Annotated in this window: 14 protein-coding genes; 5 read left to right on the forward strand and 9 right to left on the reverse strand. The window is 37.6% G+C overall.

Annotation, left to right across the window (positions count from 1 at the left end):
* Positions 1-136 precede the first annotated feature (136 nt).
* A complete protein-coding gene (locus BAZO_RS09875; protein WP_003331311.1) occupies positions 137-316 on the forward strand; it encodes a YfhD family protein in 180 nt (59 codons plus the stop codon).
* A gap of 78 nt (positions 317-394) precedes the next feature.
* Here the strand turns inward: BAZO_RS09875 and BAZO_RS09880 are convergent, their stop codons facing one another.
* Both BAZO_RS09880 and BAZO_RS09885 read right to left on the reverse strand, forming a co-directional pair.
* A complete protein-coding gene (locus BAZO_RS09880) occupies positions 395-901 on the reverse strand; it encodes a DoxX family protein (RefSeq protein WP_003331312.1) in 507 nt (168 codons plus the stop codon).
* 35 nt (positions 902-936) lie between these two features.
* Positions 937-1443: a DoxX family protein gene (locus BAZO_RS09885; protein WP_003331314.1), complete on the reverse strand. Its 507-nt coding sequence runs from the start codon at positions 1441-1443 to the stop codon at positions 937-939.
* Between the two features lie 623 nt (positions 1444-2066).
* Between BAZO_RS09885 and BAZO_RS09890 the strand changes: the two genes are divergently transcribed.
* The 3 genes from BAZO_RS09890 (at position 2067) to BAZO_RS09900 (ending at position 5316) form a co-directional block, all read left to right on the forward strand.
* The gene (locus BAZO_RS09890; protein ID WP_003331315.1) at positions 2067-3227 is read left to right on the forward strand and encodes an iron-containing alcohol dehydrogenase; all 1161 of its coding nucleotides are present in this window, start codon (positions 2067-2069) and stop codon (positions 3225-3227) included.
* Between the two features lie 187 nt (positions 3228-3414).
* A complete protein-coding gene (exaC, locus tag BAZO_RS09895) occupies positions 3415-4935 on the forward strand; it encodes an acetaldehyde dehydrogenase ExaC (RefSeq protein WP_003331316.1) in 1521 nt (506 codons plus the stop codon).
* An 18-nt stretch (positions 4936-4953) separates the two neighbouring features.
* Entirely contained in the window at positions 4954-5316 is a 363-nt protein-coding gene (locus tag BAZO_RS09900; RefSeq protein WP_003331317.1) for a DUF779 domain-containing protein, read from the forward strand.
* Between the two features lie 33 nt (positions 5317-5349).
* Here the strand turns inward: BAZO_RS09900 and BAZO_RS09905 are convergent, their stop codons facing one another.
* From BAZO_RS09905 to BAZO_RS09935, 7 genes are all read right to left on the reverse strand, one after another.
* On the reverse strand, positions 5350-6843 hold the full coding sequence (locus BAZO_RS09905; protein ID WP_039957321.1) for a sigma-54-dependent transcriptional regulator: 1494 nt from the start codon (positions 6841-6843) through the stop codon (positions 5350-5352).
* A gap of 21 nt (positions 6844-6864) precedes the next feature.
* Positions 6865-8541: a GAF domain-containing sensor histidine kinase gene (locus BAZO_RS09910; protein WP_003331319.1), complete on the reverse strand. Its 1677-nt coding sequence runs from the start codon at positions 8539-8541 to the stop codon at positions 6865-6867.
* 30 nt (positions 8542-8571) lie between these two features.
* On the reverse strand, positions 8572-9720 hold the full coding sequence (locus BAZO_RS09915) for an iron-containing alcohol dehydrogenase (RefSeq protein ID WP_003331320.1): 1149 nt from the start codon (positions 9718-9720) through the stop codon (positions 8572-8574).
* Between the two features lie 425 nt (positions 9721-10145).
* On the reverse strand, positions 10146-11144 hold the full coding sequence (locus BAZO_RS09920; RefSeq protein WP_003331321.1) for an inorganic phosphate transporter: 999 nt from the start codon (positions 11142-11144) through the stop codon (positions 10146-10148).
* Positions 11145-11157: 13 nt separating this feature from the next.
* Positions 11158-11775, reverse strand: coding sequence for a DUF47 domain-containing protein (locus BAZO_RS09925; protein WP_003331322.1), 618 nt, complete (start codon positions 11773-11775; stop codon positions 11158-11160).
* 170 nt (positions 11776-11945) lie between these two features.
* Positions 11946-12401 carry a YaiI/YqxD family protein gene (locus BAZO_RS09930; protein ID WP_003331323.1) on the reverse strand — a complete coding sequence of 152 codons (456 nt, stop codon included), beginning with the start codon at positions 12399-12401 and terminating at the stop codon, positions 11946-11948.
* A gap of 8 nt (positions 12402-12409) precedes the next feature.
* Positions 12410-12853, reverse strand: a complete 444-nt coding sequence (locus tag BAZO_RS09935; protein ID WP_003331324.1) for a DinB family protein — start codon at positions 12851-12853, stop codon at positions 12410-12412.
* Positions 12854-13225: 372 nt separating this feature from the next.
* Between BAZO_RS09935 and qoxA the strand changes: the two genes are divergently transcribed.
* Positions 13226-14140: a cytochrome aa3 quinol oxidase subunit II gene (gene qoxA / locus BAZO_RS09940; RefSeq protein ID WP_039957323.1), complete on the forward strand. Its 915-nt coding sequence runs from the start codon at positions 13226-13228 to the stop codon at positions 14138-14140.
* Position 14141 lies beyond the last annotated feature (1 nt).

Genomic DNA, 14141 nt, shown 5'->3' on the forward strand with positions numbered 1-14141 from the left:
AAAGGATATCCGGCGACGAGCGTAGAGAGTCGATGTTGACTTATCGTAGGGAGGTGGGCGAAGTTTACTAGTCGCTGAGAGCTGAAGCTAGACAACGATGCATATACCAAATTTGAAATCCGAAAGGGGAATTTACATGACTAGAGGACAAAGTCATCAAGGAGATAACAACGCATCAAGCATGCCACAAACACCAAAATACGCAAAAACATCAGCAGATGGTCGTGACATTGAATTTTCCGAGGAGCTTGCAGATGCTGCAGATTTAGAAGCACAAGCTCGGTCAGAGGCAGCGGACAGAAGAGCTAAATCTTAATGGAGCCATGGGGTCGGGAACTGCGGCTCAGTAAAAAGGGGGATGCCGTTAATCAGGCATCTCCCTCACATTGTTTAGTTAAACTGTTGCTCCACCTTCCGCTGCATTCTTCGCACCTTTTTTGCCAAACTTTTCTTTGATGTACGGTACTAGGAAGCGGTCACCACCGTAATAGTAGCTTGCAGCACCTGTTCCTAATAAGATTACTGCGACTGTAAAGAGGATTGGGTTTGTGCTAGTTGTTCCTGCTAATAAGAAGTTTAAGTTCATGAATGCTCCAGCTAATAGTGCAGGAATGGTTGCAACACCGACAACAAGTCCAATACCTACTAATACTTCACCATATGCTACCAAGAAACTAAATAGTTTTGCGTTTGGTAATGCTACATTTTCAAGAAATGCCGCGTACCAAGCTTGTACTGCTGGATGATCGCCGCCTGCTTTTGCGATTGCACCTTGCATAAATCCACTTGCATCAAATCCGTCTGCTACTTTATGCCATCCGCCTGTAATCCATTGGATACCTAACCAAACCCTTACGATTGTCCAAACAATTGCCATCTTCGGTCCTTTAGCCCAACTCATGATTTTCCAACTCCTTTAACATAAGTTTTTTATTACTAAACGGTTGCATGTCCTTCTTCTACATTTTTTGCACCTTTTTTGCCGAACTTTTCTTTAATATAAGGTACTAAGAAACGATCTGCTCCGTAATAATAGCTTGCAGTGCCAGCGAATAATAGGATGATTGCTACTGTATAAAGAATTGGGTTAGTGCTAGTTGTACCCGCTAATAAGAAGTTTAAGTTCATAAATGCTCCGGCTAATAATGCAGGAATAGTTGCTGCTCCAACAATAAGTCCGATGCCTACAAGTACTTCACCCCATGCAACTAAGGTACTAAACAGTCCTGCGTTTGGTAATGCAAAGTTTTCTAGAAATGCTGCGTACCAAGCTTGAACTGCTGGGTGATCACCAGTCGCGTTTGCAATTGCACCCTTCATAAATCCACTTGCATCAAATCCATCTGCTACTTTATGCCAGCCGGCTTCAATCCATTGTATACCTAACCAAATTCTAACGACTGTCCAAACAACTGCCATTTGCGGTCCTTTTATCCATTTCATGATTTTCAACCCCTTTTCGAATTTAATAATCGTGTTATCAATATAGAATATGATTGCTCAATATTTCACAATATCTGCAAAATTTTTTTGAGTGTAATTGATTAATATTCTATTTGTTAAACCTCTATCAATAATTCAACTAACTGCTCCATTGGACTAACCTCTTTCTTTAGTGTTTTATTAAGTATTTTATTTGTGTTTTTTTTAATATCTTTTCTATGTCTTAACTATACATCGTAGCCAACTACTAAACAATCAACTTCACAATGCTGACATCATTTGTTCATTACGCATTCACATCTTCTTCACACCGTTTTCACAAATTGAGAACTATTCTTCACAGTTCTCTCATAATTTGATAGTTTAACCTGCGCTCCACAATATAGACAAGGTTTTGTTTTTACAGCCATTTCATTGTTTAAATTGGCCAATTATTTGGCACAATTTGTTTCTTTACGATTGCCCTTTCCTTGATTTTCAATATTTTGTCCGGTCTTAAGTGCCTGCTAATCCATACATCTCCCTATTATTTTTTCTTTTTGTTATCAAAAAAGATATTTGGCACGGTACTTGCAATTTACAAAAGTGATTCTAAAATTCAAATTTCTAGGGGGAGATTTTCAATGGCAAATCAAAAGGTTTATGGTTTCTTTATGCCAACAGTCAATTTAATGGGAGTTGGTGCAGTAAATGAAGCTGGTCCAAGAATCAAAGCACTAGGTTGTAACAAATCTTTACTTGTTACTGACAAAGGCTTAAGCAAAATGGGTGTAGCAGAAGAAATTGCAAACATTATTGGTCAAGCAGGGGTTGAAGTTTCTATATTTGATGGCGCAGAGCCCAACCCAACCGATTTAAATGTGGAAGCTGGGTTAAAACAATACCGCGAACTAGGTTGCGATTCTATTATTTCTCTAGGAGGAGGAAGTTCTCATGATTGCGCTAAGGGGATTGGACTTGTTGCATCAAATGGTGGAACAATTCATGACTATGAGGGAGTTGACATGTCAAAAGAACCAATGATTCCACTTGTTGCGATTAATACAACAGCAGGTACAGCTAGTGAAATGACTCGTTTCTGTATTATTACGGATACCTCTAGAAAAATCAAAATGGCCATCGTTGATAAACATACAACACCATTGATTTCAATTAATGATCCAATCCTCACCGTTAAGATGCCAGCAGGATTAACAGCTGCAACAGGAATGGATGCGTTAACTCATGCAATTGAAGCTTATGTTTCTACAGATGCAACACCGATTACAGATGCCTGCGCCCTGCAAACGATCCGTCTAGTAAGCCAAAACCTTCGAGCTGCAGTTGCGAATGGTGAAGATATCGATGCCAGAAACAATATGTGCTATGCTCAGTTTTTAGGCGGAATGGCATTTAATAATGCTTCCTTAGGTTATGTTCATGCAATCGCCCATCAGTTAGGTGGATTTTATAATTTACCACATGGTGTATGTAATGCTGTTCTTCTACCACACGTTGAACGATTCAATTTAATTGCGAAACCGGAGCGATTTGTTGATATCGCCATCGCTTTAGGAGAAAATGTAAGCGGTTTACCAACAAGAGCAGCTGCAGAAATAGCACTAACAGCAATCGAAACACTTGCTAAGGATGTTGGGATTCCAGGAAGCTTAACAGAACTTGGGGTAAAAGAAGAAGATATCCCACTTTTAGCAGAAAACGCGATGAGGGATGCATGCTCGTTCACAAATCCTCGTAAAGCAACTTTAGATGATGTACAAGGCATGATTCGTGCAGCACTGTAACATAACCTAATTAAGTCATCTTTTTAAATCCATCTTACTCACCAGTGAAACAGACGGTGGGTAAGATTCTATTTAGAAAAACACGTAATTTGCCCATAATGGCAAATTACGATGTCTTTTCTTATACTATAATCCATAAAATTTTATACTTTCTTATAGTATAAAATAGAAAAGGGGAAAGCGATCTATGATTTATGCTAATCCAAATACAAAAGGAGCTATTATCCATTTCAAAGAAAAATATGATAACTTTATCGGTGGCAAATGGGTTCCCCCGGTAAAAGGCCAATATTTTGAAAATAAGACTCCTGTAACCGGAGAAATATTTACTTTGGCTGCCCGTTCTTCAGCTGAAGATATTGAATTAGCTTTAGATACAGCCCATGCGGCAAAAGAAACTTGGAGCAAAACCTCACCAGCTGAACGTGCTCTAATTTTAAATAGAATAGCAGACCGTCTTGAAGAAAACTTAGAACTGTTGGCTGTAGCTGAAACTTGGGAAAACGGGAAAGCGGTGCGTGAAACATTAAACGCTGATATTCCCTTAGCAATCGATCATTTCCGTTATTTTGCAAGCGTTATTCGTGCACAAGAAGACCGGATAAGTCAGTTAGATCATGATACTGTGGCCTACCATTTTCACGAACCACTTGGTGTTGTTGGACAAATCATCCCATGGAATTTTCCGATACTAATGGCCGCTTGGAAACTAGCTCCAGCGTTAGCTGCCGGTAACTGTATCGTTTTAAAACCAGCAGAACAAACTCCCGTATCGATTATGGTCTTAGTTGAGCTGATCGAGGACTTACTTCCTGCCGGTGTCCTTAATATTGTAAACGGTTATGGTATTGAAGTTGGGAAACCACTAGCAACAAACCCGCGGATTGCGAAGGTAGCATTTACCGGCTCAACAGCTGTTGGACGTCAAATTATGCAATACGCATCAGAAAATATCATCCCTGTAACACTTGAATTAGGCGGAAAATCACCTAATATATTCTTTGAAGATGTTATGAATCAAAATGATGCATACTTAGATAAGGCGATCGAAGGTTTCGTAATGTTTGCGCTAAATCAAGGCGAAGTTTGTACTTGTCCTTCGCGTGCCTTAATCCAAGAATCGATTTACGATAAATTTATTGAGCGTGCCTTGGAGCGTGTAGAAGCCATTAAAGTTGGCAATCCACTCGATACCGACGTCATGATGGGGGCCCAGGCCTCTATGGAACAAAAAGAAAAAATCCTTTCATACATCGGCTTAGGCAAAGAAGAAGGTGCACAACTATTAGTTGGCGGTGAAGAAAATCATCTTGGCGGTCATCTTGAAAATGGATATTACATTAAACCAACGGTATTCAAAGGTAATAATAAAATGCGGATTTTCCAGGAAGAAATTTTTGGTCCAGTCGTGAGTGTTACTACATTCAAAGACTTTGAGGACGCAATGGAAATTGCCAATGATACTATGTATGGCTTAGGGGCAGGTGTATGGTCACGAAATGGCGATGTTGCTTACCGTGCCGCTCGAGCAATTCAGGCCGGTCGCGTTTGGACCAATACTTATCACCAATATCCGGCAGGTGCGGCATTCGGCGGCTATAAAATGTCAGGTATTGGTCGTGAAACCCATGCCATCATGCTGGAACACTATCAACAAACGAAATGTCTATTAGTAAATTACAATAAAAATGCCCTAGGCTTCTTTTAATTCGAAAGGATGTTGCACATGGTGGAACGTGTTATTGCAACAGACGAGGCGCTAAAATTAATAGAATCTATTAGAAAGAAACATGGTCAAATCCTATTATATCAATCCGGTGGTTGTTGCGATGGATCTGCTCCGATGTGCTATGGTAAGGATGACTTCTTTTTGGGAGGTTCAGACATCTACCTTGGCTCTCTCGGCAACATCCCATTCTATATGCATAGAAGCCAATATGAGTATTGGAAACATACCCAATTAATCATCGATGCCATTCCCGGACGTGGCACAACATTCTCCCTTGATAGTGTCGAAGATAGGCATTTCATAACACAATCCCGTGTTTTCACAGCTGAGGAATATAAAGAATTAAGAAAACTTCTATAGTTTTATAACTGAAGAAACACTCTCCCAATAATTTTATAGTGGGGAGTGTTTCTTTTCCTTAAATAAATAACGTAATTGACGTGGTGTAATTTTTAACAGATCTGCTGCTTCTTTTCGATTTCCAAGCGTGCTATTCAGGGCTTTTTTAATAAAAGCTTTTCCCGTTACATCCTCCAATTCTTTTATTTTCTCTGTAATTACTTCTAAAGGGACAGCTTGGTCACTTTGCCAATAAAAAAGTAGTTCAGCATTCCAATTATCTAAATATTTTTTAAGATCACTAAAATAAGGGTTGGTTCGACTTTTTTCATGATTTATAATAGACTCGGAAAAAGATCGTTTTACTTCTTTTTCTTCATACTCTTTTTTATTAGTGTTTTGTATATAACATGGTAAGTAATCCTTCGTAATTTGTGTCGTTTCCCCTTCTGATAGAGTAATGGCCCGCGTAACTACATTTACAAGTTCCCTGATATTTCCCGGCCAATCGTATGTCTCCAAAAGTCTCATGGCCTCCGTTGTAAATGTTATGTGCTGTGCATCGTACTTCTCAAGGAAATGGGATAAAAGTGTGGAAATATCATCTATACGTTTTCTTAATGGTAAAATTTCTAGCTTCACAACATTTAGTCGGTATAATAAATCTTGACGGAATTTCTTCTCTCTAACCGCTTCGTCAAGATTGACATGGGATGCAGCAACTATTCGTGCATTTGTCCGAAATACCTTTTCACTACCGACTCTCATAAACTCACGTGTTTCTAAGACACGAAGTAATTTTACTTGAATAGCAGGTGAAGCTTCAGCAATTTCATCAAGGAATAGCGTCCCTGAGTTCGCTAGTTCAAATAACCCTTTTCGAAGTTGGGTTGCACCGGTGAACGCTCCTTTTTCATGACCAAACAGCTCACTTTCCAACAATGATTCTGATAAGGCGCCGCAGTTTACACCGATAAATGTTTGATCGGCTCGACAACTTGCTTGGTGAATAAATTTAGCCAGAACTTCCTTCCCCGTTCCCGTTTCTCCCTGGATGAGTACATTTATATTTTTCTTTGCTATCTTATAGGCAATTGTTAGTAAATGATTCATCTCTTCATTTTGACCGGTAATAAAGCCCACTTCACCCGCCAACCGATTCGCTTCACTCTGAACTATACTTGCATCATGAGTGATCATCTCATCAATTAATGCTTCCAACTGATCAAGGTCATCAAAAGGTTTTTCAATGTAATCATTTGCACCAAGCTTAATTGCTTCAATAGCTGTCTTCACTGTACTAAACCCAGTCATAATAATGACCTTGCAATTCGGTTGTTTTTCTTTCAATTTTTTCAGAATAGCAAAACCGTTGGTGTCGGGTAATTTTACATCAATCATCGCCAATTGGAATGGAGGTCCATCCATTAATAAATCACTTTGTTCCCCGCTATAGGCTACTTTAACCGTAAAGCCCTTGCTAGTTAAAAAATGTTCTAAAAATGTACATACTTCTCTCTCATCATCAATTATTGCCACGTGCGTCATTGAATCATCCCTCATCCCCTATTATCTTCCAGAACACACAGGCAGAAATAATGTAAAAGTGCTGCCAACTCCTACTTGACTTTCCACCTCTATCGTACCCCCGTGCATTTTGGCGATCCCAAGACTAACTGGTAAACCTAACCCTGTCCCCTTACTTTGCTGTTTTGTCGTATAAAAAGGCCGAAAAATTTCAGATATGTCGCTTTCTGCAATTCCGATTCCATTATCCATAACAGATAATGAAACAAATGATTCGCCATTTACCTCTGCCAAATCGGTTTCGATTAGAATCCATTTTTCATGAAAAGTACTTGCCTCCACTGCATCCTTTGCATTTAATAGCAGGTTGATCACAATTTGTTCTATTTGCTGTAAATTCCCTGCAATTGCTGGTATTTCATTGCTAAGTTCAATCGTAATCTTGATATTCTGCCTTTCAATTTGATACCGTATTAGGCTTAGGACCTGTATTACCGCCTCGTTAATATAGCATTCTTTCGGCACATACTCATCCTGTCTAGAAAATGTTAATAAATTCCGAATAATATTCTTGCAACGATCACCGCAATTTTTTATATCCTCTAAAAGTTTATAGGAAGCTTCTGCTTTGTTCGCTCCCCGTAGCAACAATTGGGAATTACCCAATATCGCAGTTAATGGACTGTTTAACTCGTGGGCAACACCTGCTGCCATTTCACCTAATGCAGCCAGCTTACCGGATTGAATTAATTGGACTTCAGCATGAAGCTTTTCTGTAACATCCTTCATATATAAAATGACCCCATGCTTTTCGTTTCTATCATTGTAGACTGGATATGTATAAACATCACAAATTCGATTGTTATTAAATTTGATTTGCGCATTGGTCATTGTGTTTGTCCGTAAGCTTTCTTCTAGCAGACATTCCTCTTCCAATGTTAAATGTTCCCTTAAAAGCTCATTGCATTTTTTCTGAAATAATTGCTGATCTGATAGACCAAAAAACTTATTTACAGAGTTGTTAAACCTTAATATTGTACCATTCATATCCACTAAGATAATCATATCCAGAACTGAACGAAATGTTTCTTCCCATTCTTTATTCCCCCTCAACACCTCATTATAAAGTCTTGAGTTTTCAATACACACAGCAAGCTGATCAGCTAATTGCTGTAAAAACAAAATATCATTTTCTTCACATTCAAACATTTGTCTACTTCCAAAGCTAAGTACCCCTATAATTTTCTTTTTACTAATAAGCGGAAATAAAAAAACACTTTTTATATGTAATTTACCGAAAGTTTCCTGTTCTAGAGAAGAAGCTGTAGGATTGGGAAATTGGATCTGGGTGGCATTTCTTTGTTCTATTACGTTCCAGTAAGTTGAATATTGTCTTGGCAGAGCTTCTCCAACCTTAACAAAAAATGAATCCGAAGGAAAAACATTGGTTAAAATTAAATGACCATCCTCATAAATTGACAAACTTAAACGGTTAAATGTGTAAAGCTCTTTTAACTTATTCAAAATATTTTTCAACATATCATCCATGCACATATCGACGTTAAAACTTTTCATCACATCATTAATAATTTCAAGCTTCATATTTTTCTTTTTTAGCTGGGCATTGGTTTTTATTAATTCGGTATAATAATTCCGCTTTGATGCCTTAACACCAGTAAGCAGGTCAATCATCTCCTGTTTGCTTTTTAGCACAGACATAACCAGCCTCCTTCTGCATTTTCTTAGAACTTATAGGGCTTGTCTGAATAATTGCTCAACATCCTTTAGCGTTACATCACGGGGATTCGTGATCATGCAAGCATCCTCAAGTGCAATTTTGCCCATTTCCTGGATAGATTCCTCTTTCAATCCCATATCGGATAATCGCTGAGGTGCACCTATTTCCAATGATAACAACCTTACTTGTTCAACAGCTTTTCTTCCAGCCTTCGACAACTCCATACCACGTACATCAATTCCCATAAGTTCAGCAATATCTGCAAAACGCTTTGGTGTGGCAATAAAATTAAACTCCATTACATAGGGTAACAAAATAGCATTAACATCTCCATGTGAAAAAGGGAAGCGACCCCCAATGGCATGTGACATCGCATGAGCGGCACCTAGAATAGCATTAGAGAATGCCAAACCAGCTTGTAGACTAGCCATCGCCATCGCTTTTTTTGCCTCTATATTTGTTTTTGAAGCAACAGATGGCCGCAAATACTTCGAAACTAAAGAAATGGCGTTTTTAGCCTGAACATCTGTTAGCGGAGTTGCTGCAACACTTACATATGCTTCTATACCATGGGTTAGGACATCTAGCCCTGTTGAGGCAGTTAAGCTCTGATTTTTTGTAATAAGTGTATTAGGGTCAATTATGGCTATATCTGGTACTAATGATTTTGAAATGATTGTCATTTTTTTCTGCCTTGTTGTATCAACAATGACGGAAAATTGTGAAACTTCGGATCCTGAACCGGCTGTTGTTGAAACCATTACCATAGGTGGTAAAGGAATCTTGATTTGGTCTACTCCTTCATAATCAGAAATACGGCCGCCATTTGTCGCCAGAATAGCAATTGCTTTGGCAACATCTAATGCACTTCCCCCACCTATCCCAATGACAGAATCACATTCATTATGTAAATAAAATTCCCGACCACATTCAATCTCAAAATCCTTTGGATTCATTGTAATATTAAAAAATGTTGCGTATTCTAATCCTACAGCACGACAATTGTTGATTACTTTTTCCATCCAGCCAGCTTCTACAACACCTTCGTCGCTTACAATAAGTGCTTTTTTTGCTCCTAGTCTCAAGCAACTCTCACCGACCTGGTCAATAGAACCAATACCAAATATTATTTCGGGCGTTACAAATTTTTTTATCCCCATTCTAATGCTCCTTTGTAAAATTTAAATACATTTGAGTTGAGAAACGTAATGGAAAAATCCCTATAACATAATAATATAAAAAAAATATAATTTTAACAAATATGAATTTTCAGTCAAATGTAAAATCTGGGATAGAATTGTATGTCACTTCTTTGACTCAGGCTGTGAATATTGTGAATAAGTATTTTTATCATTTGGTATGACTGCTCAGTACATGTTACTAACTTACCGTGGATAACTTAGAGGTTTTTTGTGGATTACGTGGATAAGTCTGTTGATTAACTGTATTTCGGTTATTTTTCTGTTGGTAACTTTGGGGATTATTTATTATTAGGCGGATGGATAGGCCCCCACCCATACTACTTTTCTATAATAGAATAAAAGCCTCTCCTTTAACCCTAAAGAAGAGGCTTTTTAACACTATTTTAAAAAAATAAATCCAAAATATAATAGGAAATTCCAGCTAATAAAGCTGATATTGGAAGGGTAATAACCCAAGTCATAATCATTCTTTGCGCAGTGCCCCATTTTACCCCTTTAACTCGATGAGCTGAACCTACACCTAGGATAGAGGAAGAAATAACATGTGTCGTACTTACTGGTAAGTGAATAAATGTAGCTCCGAAAATAATGGCAGCACCAGTTAAGTCAGCCGCTACTCCGTTAACGGGGCGTATCTTCATAATTTTGCCGCCGACTGTTTTAATAATTCTCCATCCGCCTACCGAAGTACCAAGTCCCATCGCAGTAGCACAAGATACTTGAACCCAAAAAGGAATATCATTCGTTGTAACATAATTATTTGCAATGAGAGCCATAGTAATGATCCCCATCGCCTTTTGTGCATCGTTTGTACCATGGGTATATGATTGCAATGCCGCTGTTAGGATTTGAATAAAGCGGAAATTACGATTTGTTTTCGTCAAACTATTATTTTTGAATAAAATCTTAAAAATGCTATAGATTATATATCCGACAACAAATGCGATGATTGGTGAAAAGATTAGCGCCTGTACAATTTTAAGAAATCCAGCATAATTCAAAGAACTGAATCCAGCAGCGGCAATCGCCGCACCCGCAATTGAACCAATAATTGCATGTGATGAACTTGAAGGGATTCCATAATACCATGTAATTAAGTTCCATGAAATAGCAGCAATAAGTGCAGCTAAAATCACGACAGTCCCATTATGCAATGTAAATGGGTCTACGATATCCTTCGTGATTGTTTTGGCAACACCAGTAAATGTCAGCGCCCCAACAAAATTCATTGTTGCAGCTAAAATGATCGCATGCCTTGGTTTTAATGCTTTAGTTGAAACAGCTGTAGCAATTGCGTTAGCCGTATCATGAAACCCATTAATAAAATCAAACGTTAAGGCACCAATGACAATTAAAATTGTTAAAATTAAAACTCCATCCATATTTTATGGCTCCTTACGCATTTTTCATGATTATGGTCTCAAGCGTGTTGGCGACTTCTTGGCAGTCATCAGCAATAGTTTCAAGTGATTCGTAGATTTCCTTATATTGAATGATGCGGATTGGATCTTTTTCAACTGCGAATAAATTTTTGATTGATTGGCGTAAAACCCCATCACATTTAGATTCATAATCTTTAATCTTGATAGCATGTTGTCTAATATCGAGCAGCTTTTTACTCGAAAGAAGTGCGACAGCTTTTTCAATTTCGATAGCGGCATTTCTGAGGGCATCAACGAATTTAAGCATATATTCATCGGCATTTGTCATCGAATACATTTCAAATAATGCAGCGCAATGCTCAAAACCGTCGAGAACATCATCTAAGCTAATTGCTAATGCTAGGATGTCTTCACGTTCAATTGGAGTAATAAAAGCTTTGTTAAGTTCAACTATGACTTCATGAACAAAATCATCGCCTTTATTCTCAAAATTTTTCATTGTATCAAAGAAAATCTTTAGGTCACTTGTATTATTAAGCTTATAGTCAGCAAAATAATTTGCACTTTCCTTTATATTAGTTGAGATTTTCATTAATAAATCCATGAATTTATCATTTTTTTTGAAAACCATTTTTTACCCTCCAACTTTGGTTTCTTTTTTCCCTCGAACGTAAATATTGTATACGAAATTTGTCGAATGTGAAAATAGATTAACATCAAACTTTACAAAATCTTTACAATCCAATTTATTTACAATCAAAAAAAATGGCATAATTCCCCTAAAAGGAATTATGCCCTATTTTACTCACTGATATTTATTTTGGATTGGACTATTAATTTTTTTAGGCTTTCTTTAAATTTAACATCTGCTTCTTTTTGACGCTTTTTCGGTCCTTTCGTTCTTCCACCGGCTTGTCGGATTTTCTTGGCTAGATGGCGCGAAAATAGGAGTTGATCAATATTTTCCGAAGAATAAATCCGCCCATTTTGATCAATCGGATAGCCCCTTTTAGCTAAAACCATGGCCGCTAAACCATAATCCTGCGTTACTACAATATCTCCTTGTTGGACGCGATTGACTAAAACAAAGTCAACTGCATCTGAGCCTTTTGAGACCGTTATTGTCTCCGCTCCTGCTCGCTCCATAAAGTGAGATGTATCGCAAATAAGAATTACTGGAAGATCGAATTGCTTTGCTACCATGATCGTTATGTCGATAACCGGGCAAGCGTCGGCATCAACTAAGATTGTCGACATTTTGGCAGTTATCCTAATAAGCGCACCATCGCATGAATTTGTCCGCTATGGTTAGCCTCATGAAAGGCTGTAAAGCTTGCTAATTCTCCATATGTTGTGTTTCCAATAACCGGTTCAGGCAATTTCTCGTCAAAATGATTATCAGGTAGCTCTTTAATTCGATTTAATTGTTCTTTCAATTGTTCAACAAGGGTTGCGACAGATGGAACATCCCCTTCCCATGCAGAAGGCTTTGAGCCATAGCCGAAAAGCTTGCCATATTCTTCAGGAAGCTGTCCTGATGGCCCAAAAAGAAAATTCTCTGCAGCTACCAATACATGTCCAAGCTGCCAATGTACATTGTTATTAAAAGCTTCTGGTTGAACATCAAAATTTTTCTCAGAAGCATTCTCAATATCTTTAAGAATAGCTCTCCTCGTAAATTCAAATTGTCTTTTAATTAACTCACTCATATCCATTTCCTCCCCAAAACAATTTTTTTATTACTAATAAAAATTATATCCAAAATTTATACATGATGTAAAATATTTAACCCTAAGAGATTACATGGATTCACCATTTTATTTCCATAACAGAGTTATTTTAACAGTTATTATTTTATATAAATTCTTATTTTATTATTTATATAAAGAAATTACTAGGCTAAATTTTATATTTCACATATTTATCATCAATTTTTGAACACTTTTTGAAAAATGAAGATTTCAAATAGAATTTATAAACTTAACAAATTAATATGTATAAAAACAGTGATTTATATCACATTTTTATTTTGAAAAATTAGGAAGGCTTCAAAAGATATGCGAAAGGAGCATGTAAATAAGATGAAAAGGCTTTTTTTATTTTTCGTTTTTACTATTGTCACAGTGCTTACAGGATGTGAACCATTAAAGGTTTTGGATCCTAGAGGTCCACAGGCCGAGCGACAAGCCGATGATATTATGTTATCCATTTGGATTATGTTATTTATCGTTATTGCTGTTTTTGCGATATTAGTTTTCATGTTAATAAAATACCGAGCTTCAAAGCTAGATAAAGATTATGTGCCGCCACACATTGAAGGCAGCCATCTGGTCGAAACACTTTGTGTTGGAATACCGGTCCTTATCATTATCTTTCTATCCATCGTTTCTGTTCGAAGCAACTATATTGTCGAAGCAACACCAAAAGGATATGAGGATACAAAACCATTAGTAGTCTATGCATCTTCTTCCAACTGGAAGTGGCATTTTAGTTACCCTGAAGAAGGAATAGAAACTGTAAACTATCTTTATATTCCAACGAATCGCGCCCTTGAATTTAAACTATATTCCCATGGGCCGATCACTAGTTTTTGGATTCCACAGCTAGGCGGTCAAAAATATGCGATGTCTGACATGATTACGACGTTACACCTAGCAGCCGATACACCGGGAGAATTTATGGGACGAAATGCAAACTTCAGTGGTGAAGGCTTTGCCGAAAATACATTCAATGTTACAGCTATGAGTCAAGCTAAATTTGACGAATGGGTAAAAGAAGTCAAAGAAACAGCAGACCCGCTGACAGAAGATAAATTTAATGAATTACTAAAACCGGGTCATCTAGGACAATTAACATTCACAGGTACTCACCTTGAATTTTTACCACCTCCAACTCCTGAAAATGGAGGGCATGATCATGGTAGTCATAAGTCTATGGATGATTCAGATAGTGAACTTCATGAAACGGAGCATCATCATACCGGAAAGGAGAATTAAG

It is taken from the genome of Schinkia azotoformans LMG 9581, assembly GCF_000307855.1.
GTDB lineage: Bacteria > Bacillota > Bacilli > Bacillales > Bacillaceae_J > Schinkia > Schinkia azotoformans.